This is a genomic window from Streptomyces bacillaris, from assembly GCF_003268675.1.
GTDB lineage: Bacteria > Actinomycetota > Actinomycetes > Streptomycetales > Streptomycetaceae > Streptomyces > Streptomyces bacillaris.
Window position 1 is genome coordinate 2,645,161 of record NZ_CP029378.1, and the last position, 15,493, is coordinate 2,660,653.

Annotated in this window: 16 protein-coding genes; 8 read left to right on the plus strand and 8 right to left on the minus strand. The window is 70.8% G+C overall.

Going from position 1 to position 15,493, the window contains the following annotated elements; translation table 11 throughout:
- The first annotated feature begins 74 nt into the window (after positions 1 to 74).
- Positions 75 to 323, plus strand: a complete 249-nt coding sequence (locus DJ476_RS10900; RefSeq protein ID WP_103416532.1) for an SCO4226 family nickel-binding protein — start codon at positions 75 to 77, stop codon at positions 321 to 323.
- A 62-nt stretch (positions 324 to 385) separates the two neighbouring features.
- Here DJ476_RS10900 and DJ476_RS10905 read toward each other — a convergent pair whose 3' ends face one another.
- The 3 genes from DJ476_RS10905 to ychF form a co-directional block, all read right to left on the minus strand.
- The gene (locus DJ476_RS10905) at positions 386 to 1,495 is read right to left on the minus strand and encodes an SPFH domain-containing protein (protein WP_103416533.1); all 1,110 of its coding nucleotides are present in this window, start codon (positions 1,493 to 1,495) and stop codon (positions 386 to 388) included.
- 68 nt (positions 1,496 to 1,563) lie between these two features.
- Positions 1,564 to 2,001 (minus strand): NfeD family protein, encoded by a 438-nt coding sequence (locus DJ476_RS10910; protein WP_019765444.1) that lies wholly within the window; start codon positions 1,999 to 2,001, stop codon positions 1,564 to 1,566.
- A gap of 206 nt (positions 2,002 to 2,207) precedes the next feature.
- Positions 2,208 to 3,296 (minus strand): redox-regulated ATPase YchF, encoded by a 1,089-nt coding sequence (gene ychF / locus DJ476_RS10915; RefSeq protein WP_019765443.1) that lies wholly within the window; start codon positions 3,294 to 3,296, stop codon positions 2,208 to 2,210.
- Positions 3,297 to 3,767: 471 nt separating this feature from the next.
- Here ychF and DJ476_RS10920 point away from each other — a divergent pair, with 471 nt between their 5' ends.
- On the plus strand, positions 3,768 to 4,349 hold the full coding sequence (locus tag DJ476_RS10920) for a DUF6542 domain-containing protein (protein ID WP_103416534.1): 582 nt from the start codon (positions 3,768 to 3,770) through the stop codon (positions 4,347 to 4,349).
- Positions 4,350 to 4,362: 13 nt separating this feature from the next.
- Here DJ476_RS10920 and ppgK read toward each other — a convergent pair whose 3' ends face one another.
- Together ppgK and DJ476_RS10930 are read right to left on the minus strand one after the other, a co-directional pair.
- Positions 4,363 to 5,100, minus strand: coding sequence for a polyphosphate--glucose phosphotransferase (gene ppgK, locus DJ476_RS10925; RefSeq protein WP_103416535.1), 738 nt, complete (start codon positions 5,098 to 5,100; stop codon positions 4,363 to 4,365).
- Between the two features lie 37 nt (positions 5,101 to 5,137).
- The gene (locus DJ476_RS10930; RefSeq protein ID WP_376083199.1) at positions 5,138 to 6,178 is read right to left on the minus strand and encodes a 4-hydroxy-3-methylbut-2-enyl diphosphate reductase; all 1,041 of its coding nucleotides are present in this window, start codon (positions 6,176 to 6,178) and stop codon (positions 5,138 to 5,140) included.
- A gap of 88 nt (positions 6,179 to 6,266) precedes the next feature.
- Between DJ476_RS10930 and DJ476_RS10935 the strand changes: the two genes are divergently transcribed.
- The 4 genes from DJ476_RS10935 to DJ476_RS10950 all read left to right on the plus strand — a co-directional run bounded on the left by DJ476_RS10935 (position 6,267) and on the right by DJ476_RS10950 (position 10,026).
- A complete protein-coding gene (locus DJ476_RS10935; protein WP_112490401.1) occupies positions 6,267 to 7,658 on the plus strand; it encodes an APC family permease in 1,392 nt (463 codons plus the stop codon).
- 110 nt (positions 7,659 to 7,768) lie between these two features.
- Positions 7,769 to 8,992: an exodeoxyribonuclease VII large subunit gene (xseA, locus tag DJ476_RS10940; RefSeq protein WP_112490402.1), complete on the plus strand. Its 1,224-nt coding sequence runs from the start codon at positions 7,769 to 7,771 to the stop codon at positions 8,990 to 8,992.
- Positions 8,993 to 9,064: 72 nt separating this feature from the next.
- Positions 9,065 to 9,310, plus strand: coding sequence for an exodeoxyribonuclease VII small subunit (locus tag DJ476_RS10945; protein ID WP_070205170.1), 246 nt, complete (start codon positions 9,065 to 9,067; stop codon positions 9,308 to 9,310).
- Between the two features lie 125 nt (positions 9,311 to 9,435).
- Positions 9,436 to 10,026, plus strand: a complete 591-nt coding sequence (locus DJ476_RS10950) for a malonic semialdehyde reductase (protein ID WP_070205171.1) — start codon at positions 9,436 to 9,438, stop codon at positions 10,024 to 10,026.
- A gap of 76 nt (positions 10,027 to 10,102) precedes the next feature.
- On the opposite strand, the gene DJ476_RS10955 is transcribed toward DJ476_RS10950, so the two are convergent.
- Positions 10,103 to 10,702, minus strand: a complete 600-nt coding sequence (locus tag DJ476_RS10955; protein ID WP_112490403.1) for a DUF4245 domain-containing protein — start codon at positions 10,700 to 10,702, stop codon at positions 10,103 to 10,105.
- Positions 10,703 to 10,886: 184 nt separating this feature from the next.
- Here DJ476_RS10955 and glpX point away from each other — a divergent pair, with 184 nt between their 5' ends.
- On the plus strand, positions 10,887 to 11,918 hold the full coding sequence (glpX, locus tag DJ476_RS10960; protein WP_070205172.1) for a class II fructose-bisphosphatase: 1,032 nt from the start codon (positions 10,887 to 10,889) through the stop codon (positions 11,916 to 11,918).
- A gap of 105 nt (positions 11,919 to 12,023) precedes the next feature.
- On the opposite strand, the gene DJ476_RS10965 is transcribed toward glpX, so the two are convergent.
- Positions 12,024 to 12,395, minus strand: coding sequence for a WhiB family transcriptional regulator (locus tag DJ476_RS10965; RefSeq protein ID WP_103416539.1), 372 nt, complete (start codon positions 12,393 to 12,395; stop codon positions 12,024 to 12,026).
- Positions 12,396 to 12,561: 166 nt separating this feature from the next.
- Positions 12,562 to 13,272 carry a DUF1707 SHOCT-like domain-containing protein gene (locus DJ476_RS10970; protein WP_070205173.1) on the minus strand — a complete coding sequence of 237 codons (711 nt, stop codon included), beginning with the start codon at positions 13,270 to 13,272 and terminating at the stop codon, positions 12,562 to 12,564.
- 218 nt (positions 13,273 to 13,490) lie between these two features.
- Here DJ476_RS10970 and DJ476_RS10975 point away from each other — a divergent pair, with 218 nt between their 5' ends.
- Positions 13,491 to 15,158 (plus strand): fumarate hydratase, encoded by a 1,668-nt coding sequence (locus DJ476_RS10975; protein WP_070205174.1) that lies wholly within the window; start codon positions 13,491 to 13,493, stop codon positions 15,156 to 15,158.
- The last annotated feature ends 335 nt before the right edge of the window (positions 15,159 to 15,493 follow it).

The following is a 15,493-nucleotide window of genomic DNA, read 5'->3' on the forward strand; positions in this document are numbered from 1 at the left end:
CGGGCCCTGGGCGGCTCCGGCTCCGGCGGAGGCACCATGGAAGGAGGCGTACGACCGACGGAGGTGCGCGAGCCATGAACACGTACATGGATGTCCATCGAGGCATGGAAGGCATCACAGCGGCGCAGCTGAAGGAGGCACACGAAGCCGATACGGCGATCGAACATGAAGAAGGCGTCCACTTCGAGCACGCCTGGGCGGACCCGGAATCCGGCACGGTCTACTGCCTCTCGACCGCCCCTTCCGCCGACGCGGTCCAGCGCGTCCACGAACGGGCGGGCCACGTGGCGGACGAGATCCACACGGTGTCGCTGTCCGTATGACGCGGAGGTGGCGATGACGGGAAGCGCCGGGGCAGGGCCCCGGCGCTTCCCGTCATCGCAGCTCATTCCTCCGGCCGCCGGGAGCGCCCCGGCAGTCGGACCTCCCCCACCGCCTCGGCCTCGGCCTTCGCGTCGCTCACGGCTTCCGCCGCCTGCTTCGCGGCCTCGTCGGCGGCGGCCACGGCGTCCAGGGCGAGGGTGGGGTCCACCTCCTCCAGCTCCGGGGCGGTCGAGCCCTTCTCTTCAGCGGTGTCGTCGCGGGAGACCTCCTCGCGCTGCGGGCCAGGCGGCTGCCCTGTCGCCGAGCGGTCACCGAAAGCGGTGGTGACCGTCCGGACGGCCTCCGTCAGCTCACCGGGGATCACCCAGAAGGTGTTGTTGTCGCTGTTCGCCAGGTGCGGGAGGGTCTCCAGGTACTTGTAGGCGAGGACCTTGGCGTCGGCGTTGTTGCGGTGGACGGCCTGGAAGACCAGCTCCACGGCCTTGGACTCACCGTCGGCGCGCAGGATCATGGCCTGCTGGGTGCCCTGGGCCTCCAGGATGTCCTTCTGCTTCGTACCCTCCGCGGTGAGGATCTTGGCCTGCCGCTCCCCTTCGGCGTGCAGGATGGCGGCACGCTTGTCCCGCTCGGCCCGCATCTGCTTCTCCATCGCCTCCTTGATGGTGTTGGGCGGGTCGATGGCCTTGATCTCGACACGGTTGACGCGGATGCCCCACTTGCCGGTCGCGTCGTCGAGGACGGCGCGGAGCCGGGCGTTGATCTCCTCACGCGAGGTGAGGGTGCCCTCCAGGTCCATGGAACCGATGACGTTACGCAACGTGGTCACGGTGAGCTGGTCGATGGCCTGCAGATAGTCGGCCACCTCGTAGGCGGCGGCCCGGGGATCGGTGATCTGGTAGTAGAGCACGGTGTCGATGTTCACCACGAGGTTGTCCTCGGTGATCACCGGCTTGGGGTCGGAGGAGTACACCTGCTCACGCACGTCGAGCTTGGTGTTGACCCGGTCCGCCACGGGCAGCACGAAGTTCAGCCCCGGCTGCAGGGTGCGCCGGTACCGGCCGAACCGCTCGATGTTGTAGCGGCGCGCCTGCGGAACGATGCGCACGGTGGCGGCGACGAGAAAGACGACCACGATCGCCGCTACGAGTATCGGGATGACTACCGGATCCATGCGTCCTCCTCTGCGTACTCCCTCTGCCTGTCTCTGCCTGCCCTGCCTGCCCCTGCCTGTTCAGCCGTTCACGGAAGAAGCTCGCGCGGATAGACGACGGCGGTGGCGCCGTCGATCTCCATGACGTCGACCAGCGCTCCCACCGGGATCACATGGCTCTCGTCGAGAGCCCGCGCGGACCATTCCTCACCGGAGAGCTTGACCAGGCCATGGGTCGCGGTCACCTCCTGCATGACCTCGGCCCGCTTGCCGATCAAGGCGTCGCTGCCCTCATGGGTGAGGGGCGAGCGCTCCATGGCCCGCAGAGCGACGGGCCGTACGAGAGCGAGCCCGGCCACAGCGGCCAGCCCGAGCGCCACGAGCTGCCCGAGCAGACCGACCCCCACACCGGCCACGACGGCGGCCACGAGCGCGGCACCGGCCAGCAGCCCGAAGACCAGCGTCAGGGTGAAGAACTCCGCAGCGCCCAGCGCCGCGGCGGCCAGCAACCATGCGAACCACGGCATCGAATCAGCCTCCCCAAGGGGACCCTCTTACACCCAAACGTACCCTCCACACCCCGAAAGGAACCGTTCGAAGCCGTTCGAAGCCGTTCAGCACCTTTTGAACGGCTCGACCGACGAGCACCACGAAGAAGCCGCCCGTCCCGCTGCGAAGCGGGCCGGACGGCCTTCGGTCATGCACGCCTGATATATCAGGCGTGTAGGGCAAATCAGACGTTGAAGCGGAACTCGACGACGTCCCCGTCCTGCATCACGTACTCCTTGCCCTCCATGCGGGCCTTGCCCTTGGCGCGGGCCTCGGCGACCGAGCCCGTCTCGACCAGGTCGTCGAAGGAGATGATCTCCGCCTTGATGAAGCCCTTCTGGAAGTCGGTGTGGATCACACCGGCCGCCTCGGGGGCCGTGGCGCCCTTCTTGATGGTCCAGGCGCGGGCTTCCTTCGGGCCGGCCGTGAGGTAGGTCTGCAGGCCCAGGGTGTCGAAGCCGACGCGGCCGAGGGTGGCGAGGCCGGGCTCCTCCTGGCCCATGGACTGGAGGAGCTCCAGGGCCTCGTCGTCGTCCAGCTCGATCAGCTCGGACTCGATCTTGGCGTTGAGGAAGATGGCCTCGGCGGGGGCGACCAGGGCGCGCTGCTCGTTCTTGAAGTCCTCGTCGACCAGCTCGTCCTCGTCGACGTTGAAGACGTAGAGGAACGGCTTGGTGGTGAGCAGGTGCAGCTCGTGGAGGAGCTTGCCCTTCTCGGTGGCGGCGGTGATGCCCGCGGCGAAGAGGGTCTGGCCGGACTCCAGGATCTTCCGCGCGTCCTCGACCGCGGCGAGCACCGCGACCTTCTCCTTCTGGAGGCGGGACTCCTTCGTCAGGCGCGGGATCGCCTTCTCGACGGACTGGAGGTCGGCGAGGATCAGCTCGGTGTTGATCGTCTCGATGTCGTCCTTGGGCGAGACCTTGCCGTCGACGTGGACGACGTTCTCGTCCTTGAAGGCGCGGATGACCTGGCAGATCGCGTCGGACTCACGGATGTTCGCCAGGAACTTGTTGCCCAGGCCCTCACCCTCCGACGCGCCGCGCACGATGCCGGCGATGTCGACGAAGTCCACCGTGGCCGGCAGGAGCTTCTGGGAGTTGAAGATCTCCGCGAGCTTGTTCAGGCGCGGGTCCGGGACGCCGACCACGCCGACGTTCGGCTCGATCGTGGCGAACGGGTAGTTGGCCGCCAGCACGTCGTTCTTGGTCAGGGCGTTGAACAGGGTCGACTTGCCGACATTCGGCAGACCGACGATTCCGATCGTGAGCGACACTTTGGCGACTTCCTGGAGTGAGGAGGGGGTCAGGGGCGTCCGGGGCCGGCCCGGCTGTCCGGACCTGGTCACGGAGTGGACCGGTTCTCCAGTTTACGGGCGGGGGCGCGCGGCCCCGCACGGGTCCGTCCCGGGGGCGGAGTGGGCCGGGGCAGGGAGTGTGGGCGAGGCGGCGCGGTGGGCGCTGTGCGTTCCGTGCGTACGGCTCCGGAGGGGGGCGGCCTGCGGCTCCGAAGGGGCCGGTTTCGGCCGTGCGGCGTCGAACGCAACGCCAAGGTCGGCCAAAGCGCGTGTCCAACGCCTGATTCCGCCCGCCCCGCGACCTACGTTGTCCCCGTGGAGCAGCCCAGGACACGTCCCCCGCAGCGCAGGCCGTCGCCCTCCCCCCGGCCGGCGGCGGCCCCGCCCGGTGCGGTCGCGCCGGGGGCCTTCGGTGAGTCCGCCACCGTCTACCGGGCGACCGGGCGCCCGGTGCCGCCCGTGGTGACGGCTCTGCGGCGCTTTCCCAACCCCCGGCTCACCGGGATCGGGGCCGGGCTGTTCGCCTCGCTCACCATGTTCGTGCTCGCCTGTCTGGACCGGCTGCTGTTCGACAGCTCCGAACTGGTCTACGGGCTGCTCTTCCTGCCGGTCAGCGCGCTCACCGCGCTCTGGGTGCGCCCCGCCGACCTGGTCACCGCGCCGATCAGCGTGCCCATCGCGTTCGCCGTCGGGGTCTTCCCGATCTCCGGCGGGTCCAGCGGTTTCGGCGGGCAGACCATGGCCCTGGTCACCGCCCTCGCCGTGCACGCCGGCTGGCTGTACGGCGGGACGCTGATCGCCGGTCTCATCGCCTCCGTACGCAAGGTCCGGCACATGCGGGCCCGGCGGCGGTACCTCGCCCTTCAGGGCCGTACGGGAGAAGGCGCAGGGGGAGCGGGAGGGGCGGGGAAAGCACGGCGGCCGGTGGCCCGAGGGCCGCAGAAGATCGCCGGGGCGGCCGCCCGGACCGCTGGACCCGCCGAACGCCCCCGGGCCGACGGACCGGCCGAGCGCCCCCGGGCCAGCCGGTAGTCGCCGGGCGACCCTACCTTCCCGCCGCCGCCATCGCCGCCCCCACGATCCCCGCGTTGTTCTGCAGCTCCGCCGGGACGATCTCCGCGCGGACCTTCTCGATCAGCGGCAGGAACTTCTCCGCCTTGCGGCTCACACCGCCCCCGATGATGAACAGCTCCGGCGAGAACAGCATCTCCACGTGCAGCAGATACTTCTGCACCCGGTGCGCCCAGTGCTGCCAGCTGAGGTCCTCGTCCTCCCGGGCCTTCGTGGAGGCGCGCTTCTCCGCCTCGTGGCCGTGCAGCTCCAGGTGGCCCAGCTCGGTGTTGGGGACCAGGCGGCCGTCGACGAAGATCGCGCTGCCGATGCCCGTACCGAGCGTCAGCATGATGACCGTGCCCTTGCGGCCCCGGCCCGCGCCGAACGTCATCTCCGCGACCCCGGCCGCGTCCGCGTCGTTCAGGATCGTGACGGGCTGACCGACCCGGTCGCCCAGCAGGGCGCGGGCGTCGGTGTCGATCCAGCCCTTGTCGACATTGGCCGCCGTGCGCGTGGTGCCGTCCGTGACGACGCCCGGGAACGTGATCCCGATCGGGCCCGACCAGTCGAAGTGGCCGACGACCTCGGCCACGCAGTCGGCCACGCGGTCGGGCGTGGCCGGCTGCGGTGTCAGCACCTTGTGGCGCTCGCGCGCCAGGTCTCCTCGGTCCAGATCCACGGGAGCGCCCTTGATCCCGGATCCGCCGATGTCCACGCCGAAGATCTCCATGGCAACACCGTACGGGCAGGCCCGGCGCCGTGCGCGGCTACTCGGCGGAAAGGGCGGCGGCCTCGGCGCGCAGGTCGCGGCGGAGCTCCTTGGGGAGCGAGAACGTGATCGACTCGTCGGCCGTCTTGACCGTCTCCACGTCCGCGTAACCCCGCTCCGCGAGCCACTCCAGGACCCCGTCGACGAGGACGTCCGGCACCGAGGCCCCGGAGGTCAGGCCGACCGTCGTCACGCCCTCCAGCCACGCCTCGTCGATCTCGCTCGCGAAGTCGACCAGGTGGGCGGCGGGGGCACCGGCGTCGAGGGCGACCTCGACCATGCGGATGGAGTTCGAGGAGTTCTTGGAGCCGACCACGATGACCAGTTCGGCGTCCTCGGCGAGCTTCTTCACCGCGATCTGGCGGTTCTGCGTGGCGTAGCAGATGTCGTCGCTGGGCGGCGAGAGGAGGTTCGGGAACTTCGACTTGAGCGCGTCCACCGTCTCCATCGTCTCGTCGACGGAGAGGGTGGTCTGGGAGAGCCAGACGACCTTCGACTCGTCGCGGACCTCGACGTTCGCCACGTCCTCGGGGCCGTCGACCAGCTGGATGTGGTCGGGGGCCTCGCCGGAGGTGCCGATGACCTCCTCGTGGCCCTCGTGGCCGATCAGGAGGATGTCGTAGTCCTCCTTGGCGAACCGGACGGCTTCCTTGTGGACCTTGGTGACCAGCGGGCAGGTCGCGTCGATGGTGGCGAGCTTGCGCTCGGCGGCCTCCGCGTGGACGGTGGGCGCGACTCCGTGCGCGGAGAACATCACGATGGAGCCCTCGGGGACCTCCGTCGTCTGGTCGACGAAGATCGCGCCCTTCTTCTCCAGGGTCTGCACGACGTACTTGTTGTGCACGATCTCGTGACGGACGTAGATCGGGGCCCCGTACTGCTCCAGGGCCTTCTCGACGGCGATCACGGCGCGGTCCACGCCCGCGCAGTAGCCACGGGGAGCGGCGAGCAGGACACGGCGGGTGTTACTGCGGCGCGTAGCGCCTCCACTCGGGGCGGCGGCGGGTGACGGGCTGGGCGTTGCAGTCATGCGTCCCATCGTAAGGCCGTACCGAACAGGCGCCATGACGGCCGCGTGGACAGACTGGTCGTGACGTGTGGTCACGGTCGGTGAGGGTGGAGGGTTCATGGCGTCGGTCTCGGGGAGCGACAAGGGGAAAAGCGGCGGAAGCAGCGTTCAGGAAGGGCGGTTGCGGCGGACCCTCGGGTTCCGGGATCTCGTCGTCTACGGGCTCCTCTTCATCGCCCCCATGGCCCCCGTCGGCATCTTCGGCACCCTGGACGCCAAGTCCGGCGGTTCGGTCGCCCTCGTCTATGTCGTGGCCACCGTCGTCATGGGGTTCACCGCCTTCAGCTACGCCCAGATGGTGCGGGTCGCGCCCTTCGCGGGCTCGGTCTTCACGTATGCCCGCAAGGGGCTCGGGGAAGGGCCCGGGTTCATCGCGGGGTGGATGGCGATGCTCGACTATCTGCTGATCCCGGCCGTCGCCTACCTCTTCTCCGGGATCGCGATGAACGCCCTGGTCCCCGAGGTGTCGCGGTGGGTGTGGACCGCACTCGCCGTGCTCGTGACCACGCTCCTCAACCTGTGGGGCGTACGGGCGGCCGCGCGGGTCGGGTTCGCCGTGCTGGCCATGGAGATCGTGGTGCTGCTGGTCTTCGTGGTGTCGGCCGTGGTCGTGCTCGTACAGGACGGGGCGCAGCGGGGGTGGCTGACGCCGTTCACCGGGGATGCCGCGTTCTCCATGGCGGCGGTGCTGGGCGCGGTGTCGGTGGCCGTGCTGTCGTATCTGGGGTTCGATGCCATCGCCTCGTTCGCGGAGGAGGTGACGGGCGGGTCGCAGAAGGTGGCGCGGGCGGTGCTGTTCTGCCTGGTGCTGGCGGGTGTGCTGTTCATCGCCCAGACCTATCTGGCGGCGCTCCTGGAGCCGATGAGTTCGGCGGAGCTGGCGGCGGATCCGGCGGCGCAGGGGTCGGCCTTCTACGACGCGGTCGACGCCTCCGTCGGGACCTGGCTGCACGACCTGGTGGCGGTCAGCAAGGCGATCGGTGCGGCGTTCGCTGCGCTGGCGGGGCAGGCCGCCGCCGGGCGCCTCGTCTTCGCGATGGCCCGGGAGCGGCGGCTGCCGCACCTCCTCGCCAAGGTCGACCCGAAGTCGGGCGTACCGCGGCTCGCGATCCTGGGTGCGGCCGTAGTGACGCTGGTGGCGGCGGTGTGGGCGGCCCGGCGCGACGACGGGCTGGACCATCTGGTGTCGGTCGTGGACATCGGGGCGCTGACCGCGTTCGTGCTGCTGCACGCGTCGGTGGTCGGCTGGTTCGTCGTACGCCGGATGGCCGGGGAGCCCGTCTGGTGGAAGCACGTGCTCGTACCGGTGGTGGGGGCGGGGATCCTCGTCGCCGTCATCATGGAGGCCACGACGAGCGCGCAGGTGGTGGGGCTGTGCTGGCTGGGCATCGGGTTCGTGGTCCTGGCGGTGCAGGGCGCGGGGGCACGGGGGGCGGGGAGCGGGCGGTGAGGCCGTCATTCCCCGCGCACAGAGCCGGTCTCCTCCGCTGTCGGTGAGGGGCTCATCCCCCGTGCGCGGACCGGCCTCCGTTGTCGGTGCGTGCCGATACGCTCGGGCGCATGGCTCTCAACACGTCCGCGGAAGCGCCGCTGCCCGTCGGTGAGGTGTCGCGCCTGATCGGGGGATGGATCGACCGGCTCGGTGCCATCTGGGTGGAGGGGCAGATCACCCAGCTGTCGCGGCGGCCGGGCGCCGGGGTCGTCTTCCTGACCCTGCGCGACCCCTCGCACGACATCTCGGTGAGCGTGACCTGCTTCCGGCAGGTCTTCGACCGGATCGCCGACGTGGTGAGCGAGGGCGCGCGGGTCGTCGTCCTCGCCAAGCCCGAGTGGTACGCGCCCCGGGGGCAGCTGTCGCTCCGGGCCACCGACATACGGCCGGTCGGCATCGGTGAGCTGCTGGTGCGGCTGGAGCAGCTGAAGAAGTCGCTGGCCGCCGAAGGGCTCTTCGCGCTGGACCGGAAGAAGCCGCTCCCCTTCCTGCCGCAGCTCATCGGGCTGGTCTGCGGGCGGGCCTCCGCCGCCGAGCGCGATGTCCTGGAGAACGCCCGCCGCCGCTGGCCCGCCGTGCGCTTCGAGGTCCGCAACACCGCCGTGCAGGGGGTGAACGCGGTCGCCCAGGTGGTCCAGGCGATCGAGGAGCTGGACGCGCTGCCCGAGGTGGACGTGATCGTGGTGGCCCGGGGCGGCGGCAGCGTGGAGGATCTGCTGCCGTTCTCCGACGAGCAGCTGATCCGGGCCGTGGCCGGCTGCCGTACGCCGGTGGTCTCCGCGATCGGCCATGAACCGGACTCCCCGCTGCTGGACCTGGTGGCCGACCTGCGCGCCTCCACCCCCACCGACGCGGCCAAGAAGGTCGTGCCGGACGTGGGCGAGGAGCTGGAGCGGGTGCAGCAGCTCCGCGACCGGGCCCTGCGGACCGTCCGGGGCATCCTCGACCGCGAGGAGCGGGGGCTCGCGCACGCCCTGGGGCGCCCCTCGATGGAGCACCCCCGGCGGCTGGTGGACGAGCGGGAGGCGGAGGTCGACGCGCTCGTCGGGCGCAGCCGCCGGGTGCTGGGCCATCTGCTGGACCGGGCCGATTCGGAGCTGGCGCACACCCGGGCCCGGGTCGTCTCGCTCTCGCCCGCCGCCACGCTGGAGCGGGGGTACGCGGTGCTCCAGCGCCCCGACGGCCATGTGGTCCGCTCCCCCGCCGAGGCCGGGGCGCCCGGCGAGCCGCTGCGGGCGCGGGTGTCGGAGGGCGAGTTCACGGTGCGGGTGGACGGGGACGGGGGCGGATGAGTCGACCCAGCGGCGGCGGGGGCCTGGGCCGTCCCCACGATGACGTAACAGCTCACATCTAGGGTGGATCACATGACGGACGACGGTACGGCGGCGGCTGCCGCGACGAGCACGCTCGGGTACGAGCAGGCGCGGGACGAGCTGATCGAGGTCGTACGCCGGCTGGAGGCGGGCGGCACGACGCTGGAGGAGTCCCTGGCCCTGTGGGAGCGGGGCGAGGAGCTGGCGAAGATCTGCCGCCACTGGCTGGAGGGCGCCCGGGCCCGGCTGGACGCGGCGCTGGCCCGCCCCCAGGAGGACGAGCCCTCCGGCTCCTGAACGTCGGTCCGTGTGTGGAGTGGACCACTCCACTCCGGTTTTAGTTGAAAGTTAACCTACCTCTCCGTTACGGTTCAGTGCGTTGCTTACTCATGCACACACCCCCGTTCGGAAGGTCTGTCCCGATGTCCCTCGTTCTCGACCCCGCCGCCCAGGACCTCCTCTTCCGCGAGGCCCGTACGGCCAACACCTTCACCGACGAGCCCGTGACCGACGAGCAGGTCCAGGCGATCTACGACCTGGTGAAGTTCGGCCCCACCGCCTTCAACCAGTCGCCGCTGCGTGTCGTCCTGGTCCGCTCCGCCGAGGGCCGCGAGCGGCTGGTCCAGCACATGGCCGAGGGCAACCGCCCCAAGACCGCCACCGCCCCGCTGGTCGCGATCCTGGCCGCCGACAACGAGTTCCACGAGGAGCTTCCGGCGCTGCTGCCGCACTTCCCGCAGGCCAAGGACATGTTCTTCTCGGAGCGCCCGGTCCGTGAGTCGGCCGCCGGTCTCAACGCCGCGCTCCAGGCCGCCTACTTCATCATCGGCGTCCGGGCCGCCGGGCTGGCCGCCGGGCCGATGACCGGTTACGACGCCGCCGGTATCCAGAAGGAGTTCCTGGACGACGACCACACCCCGCTGATGGTCGTCAACATCGGCAAGCCGGGCGAGGACGCCTGGTTCCCGCGCAGCCCGCGCCTCTCGTACGACGAGGTCATCACCACCGTCTGAGCGGCCACGCACCAGGCGCCATGCGAAAGGGGCCCCGGAACACCCTGTGTTCCCGGGCCCCTTCGCGTACGTACGGTCAGGAGGCCGAAGCCGAAGCCGACGCGGAGGGCGAAGCAGAGGCCGACGGCGACGCCGCAGGGCCTCCGGTCGGCTCCGTCCGCAGCGCCTCGACCATCTCCACCAGCCGCTCCTTGGGCGCCGAGCCCGTCACCACGGTGGTGTGCCCCTTCTCCGGCAGGACCAGGGCGTCGTACTTCTCGCCCTCCCAGTACTGCCACGCGCGGCCCGCGATCGTCTCCGTCTTCCCCGTGTTCTTGGCCTTCTGGCTGACCTGGGGGACGTACTCGCGCGGGGTGGTGGTGGACTGCTCGACCGCGACGTACTTGCCGTCCGGGTCGAGGAAGCCGAGGTGCCAGGCCTGACCCGCGGCCCCGTCGTACGAGACGGAGGTCGGCTTCCACTTCTCCGGCAGGCCCTCCGGCGCGGCGACCGGGTACGGGGCGGTGACGCGCACCGTCGCCAGCTCCACGGAGAAGTCGACCCGCTTGATGGGGTCGAGGTTCTCGTCGTGCGGAACGAACATGTAGATGACGCCCGCACAGGCGGCGGTCACCAGGGTCGACAGAAACATGTTCCGGACCGTCTGCTTGCCTCGCTTGCTTGCCACGGCATCCATGGTGGCACGCGGCCCGGCGCGCGCCGCCGCAGGGTCGGGCCGACCGCGGGCGCTGACGGTGGGTGGCGGCGGAGACACGGAACGGGGCGCTCATGCGTGACCCGCACTGCTCATTTTATCGACCTACCGATAGAGTCACAGCACCCTCATATCCGGTCGTCGCCGTACAGAAAGGTGCGCTCCGATGTCCGAGCATCATCTGCCGTCCCCATTGGAGGTCTCCCCGGAGGCCCCCGACCGCAACCTGGCCCTGGAGTTGGTCCGGGTCACCGAGGCCGCCGCGATGGCCGCCGGGCGCTGGGTGGGCCGCGGCGACAAGATCGGCGCCGACGGCGCCGCCGTGAAGGCCATGCGCACCCTCGTCTCGACCGTCTCGATGAACGGCGTCGTCGTCATCGGGGAGGGCGAGAAGGACGAGGCCCCCATGCTGTTCAACGGCGAGCGGGTCGGTGACGGCACCGGCGCCGAGGTCGACATCGCGGTCGACCCGATCGACGGGACCACGCTCAACGCCAAGGGCATGCCGAACGCGATCGCCGTGCTGGCGGCCGCCGACCGCGGGGCGATGTTCGACCCGTCCGCGGTCTTCTACATGGACAAGCTGGTCACGGGGCCCGAGGCGGCGGACTTCGTCGACATCAACGCCCCGGTGTCGGTGAACATCCGGCGCGTCGCGCGGGCGAAGAACTCCACGCCCGAGGACGTCACCGTCGTCGTCCTGGACCGCCCGCGCCACGAGGGCATCGTCAAGGAGATCCGCGAGACCGGCGCCCGGATCAAGTTCATCTCCGACGGCGACGTGGCGGGCTCGATCATGGCCGCCCGCGAGGGCACCGGCGTCGACCTGCTGATGGGCATCGGCGGCACCCCCGAGGGCATCATCTCGGCGTGCGCCATAAAGTGCCTCGGCGGTGTCATCCAGGGCAAGCTCTGGCCCAAGGACGAGGCGGAGCGGCAGAAGGCGCTGGACGCGGGCCACGATCTGGACCGGGTGCTCTCCACCGACGACCTGGTCAGCGGCGACAACGTGTTCTTCGTGGCGACGGGGATCACCGACGGTGAGCTGATGCGCGGTGTGCGGTACCGCGCGGAGACGGCGACCACCGAGTCGATCGTGATGCGCTCCAAGTCCGGCACGATCCGGACGATCTCCTCGACCCACCGGCTGTCGAAGCTGCGCGCCTACAGCGCCATCGACTTCGACCGCGCGAAGTAGTCCCACCGCGTAGTCCCACCGCGCGAAGCAGCCGGAAGACCAAGACGGCGTACGGGGAGGGGGCGCGGGCCACGGGCCCGCGCCCCCTCCCCCGTCCGTTCCACCTCAGCCCGCCGCGGCTATGCGCTCCGCCGGTGCGGCGGCGGTCAGCTCGATGTCGCGCCGGCGACGGCGGGCCAGCGCGACCCGGCGCTCGGCGGCGGTGAGGCCGCCCCACACCCCGTACGGCTCGGGCTGCATCAGCGCGTGCTCCCGGCACGCCACCATCACCGGACAGCGGGCGCAGACCCGCTTGGCGGCCTCCTCACGGGCCAGGCGGGCGGCGGTCGGCTCCTTGGACGGGGCGAAGAACAGCCCGGCCTCGTCCCGGCGGCACACCGCCTCCGAGTGCCAGGGGCCCGCCTCGTCCTCCCGGGCGGGGGCCCGCTGGGCAGGAACGGCGGCGACCTGCAGAGGCTGATGCGGCGGTTGCAGCACGGTCTACTCCTGACGACGGCTACGGCTTCGCGAGCGAGAGACGATGCAGCAGTCCATACCCGTTGCGTGTACGGCTATGCACGCAGCGGCACCGGCGCACGGGGCGCGACAAGGGCTCCGTGCGCCGTTCTGGCTGATTCCCTAACCTGCGTCCGCCGGGCCGCCGTCAGTATCCGAGGTGCTTGCGCAGCCGCCGCTGGAGGTCCGCGACGAACTTGCCCTTCTTGGGCTTCGCCTCCACGCTGCCGAGCACCGCATAGCCGTTCACCACGACGACCGGGGCCTCCGGGTCGTCCGACTCCGCCGCCCGGATCTCGAAGCTGCCGAGGACACCCGAGCCGGTGCCGCGCAGCGTGACGTTCTGCGGCACCCGGATCTCGACGCTGCCGAAGATCGACGTCGCGTTGATGACGGTGAGTCGTTGGCCGAAAAGCGCCTCCGTCAGATCGATCTCCACGCTGCCGAAGAGCGAGAAGGCGTTCGTCCGGGCGCCGACGCGCCAACGGCCCTTGCGGACGGCGCTGCTGAAAACCGCCACGAGGTTGTCGGTCGGGCCGTCGGGGACCTCGGGGCCGTACGCGTACGGCTGCGGGGCCGGACGCGCGCCCGCGGGCCCGCCGGCGGCGGGCAGATCGCGGACCAGGGGCTGGAGTTCACCGACCGTCTTGGCCCGGTAGACCAGGTCGACCCGCTCCGCGTGCTCGTCCGCCGTCAGGCGCCCCTCGGCCAGCGCCTCCCGCAGGATGTCCGCGGTCCGGTCGCGGTCGGCGTCGGAGGCGCGGAGGGAGTCAGCGGGCGCGAACTCGGCGGGCGAGACCCGGGCGGCCGGCGGGGTGGCCGGTGCGGCGGGCTGCTGGGGCTGCTTCTCTAGGTCCACCGCCCCAGCGTACCCAAACGCGATAGATCGCGACTACCCCTCCGGACGGCGTGCCCGCCACCGGAACGCCCCTCCCGGGGCGCCCGCATCCGTGCCGTGGCGGGGTGGTCTCCAGGTGAGCCTTACCTCACAGGATCGGCCCGGAGGGGGCGCTCTACCCTGGTTGACGCGCTGCCCGAGGGAGGTCAGCCGCTGTCGCCGAGTGAGGAATGGCCGTCATGGCAGAGTTTGCGTACTCCGATCTGCTCCCCCTGGGGGAGGACACCACGCCGTACCGTCTGGTGACCGCCGAGGGTGTCTCCACCTTCGAGGCCGACGGCCGTACGTTCCTCAAGGTCGAGCCGGAGGCGCTGCGCACGCTCGCCGCCGAGGCCATGCACGACATCTCGCACTATCTGCGCCCGGCCCACCTGGCGCAGCTGCGCCGGATCGTGGACGACCCGGAGGCCTCCTCCAACGACAAGTTCGTGGCGCTGGACCTCCTGAAGAACGCCAACATCGCCGCCGCGGGCGTCCTGCCGATGTGCCAGGACACCGGGACGGCGATCGTCATGGGCAAGCGCGGGCAGAACGTGCTCACCGAGGGCGGTGACGAGGAGGCCCTCTCGCACGGGATCTTCGACGCGTACACCAAGCTCAACCTGCGCTACTCGCAGATGGCCCCGCTGACCATGTGGGACGAGAAGAACACCGGCTCCAACCTCCCGGCCCAGATCGAGCTGTACGCCACCGACGGCGGCGCGTACAAGTTCCTCTTCATGGCGAAGGGCGGCGGCTCGGCCAACAAGTCGTTCCTCTACCAGGAGACGAAGGCCGTCCTCAACGAGGCCTCCATGATGAAGTTCCTGGAGGAGAAGATCCGTTCGCTCGGCACCGCGGCCTGCCCGCCGTACCACCTGGCGATCGTGGTCGGCGGCACCTCGGCGGAGTTCGCGCTGAAGACCGCCAAGTACGCCTCCGCGCACTACCTGGACGAGCTGCCCGCCGAGGGCTCCCCCACCGGGCACGGCTTCCGGGACAAGGAGCTGGAGGAGAAGGTCTTCGAGCTGACGCAGAAGATCGGCATCGGCGCGCAGTTCGGCGGCAAGTACTTCTGCCACGACGTGCGCGTGGTGCGCCTGCCCCGGCACGGCGCCTCGCTCCCCGTCGCCATCGCCGTCTCCTGCTCGGCCGACCGCCAGGCCACCGCGAAGATCACCGCCGAGGGCGTCTTCCTGGAGCAGCTGGAGAAGGACCCGGCCCGCTTCCTCCCGGACACCACCGACGAGCACCTGGACGAGGCGGGTGACGTCGTGGAGATCGACCTCAACCGGCCGATGGACGAGGTGCTGGCCGAGCTGACCAAGTACCCGGTGAAGACCCGGCTCTCGCTGACCGGCCCGCTGGTCGTGGCGCGCGACATCGCGCACGCCAAGATCAAGGAGCGGCTGGACGCGGGCGAGGAGATGCCGCAGTACCTGAAGGACCACCCGGTCTACTACGCGGGCCCGGCGAAGACGCCCGAGGGGTACGCCTCCGGCTCCTTCGGCCCGACGACGGCCGGCCGGATGGACTCGTACGTCGAGCAGTTCCAGGCGGCGGGCGGCTCGAAGGTGATGCTCGCCAAGGGCAACCGCAGCAAACAGGTCACCGACGCCTGCGGCACGCACGGCGGCTTCTACCTCGGCTCGATCGGCGGCCCGGCGGCCCGCCTCGCGCAGGACTGCATCAAGAAGGTCGAGGTCGTCGAGTACGAGGAGCTGGGCATGGAGGCGGTCTGGCGGATCGAGGTCGAGGACTTCCCCGCGTTCATCGTCGTCGACGACAAGGGCAACGACTTCTTCACCGAGCCCGCCCCCGCGCCGACGTTCACCAGCATTCCGGTCCGGGGCCCCGGCCTGGGCTGACACCGGCCGCCGGGCACCGGCAGCAGTGAGAGGGGCGTCCCGACGGGCGCCCCTCTCCCGCGTCCGGGCCCGAGAGGCCACCTCCGTACGACCGTCCGGCCCACCACCCCTGTACGTCGAGATCAAGCCAATTTCGCGAGAGCGGGCACCTTCCGGGCCACAGGGCCCGCAACCGGTGCGCCCCGCGCGGGCGCCCCTCCGCCGGTCCTCGCGCGGGCCGCGCGCCCCTCACGGGCAGGGCGCTGTCAGCTCGACCGAACGGACCCCGCGCCACCAGGCGTTAGGCAACGCCCCGGGCTCCGGCGCCGCGCGCCGCAGTCCCCGCACCCGGTGGA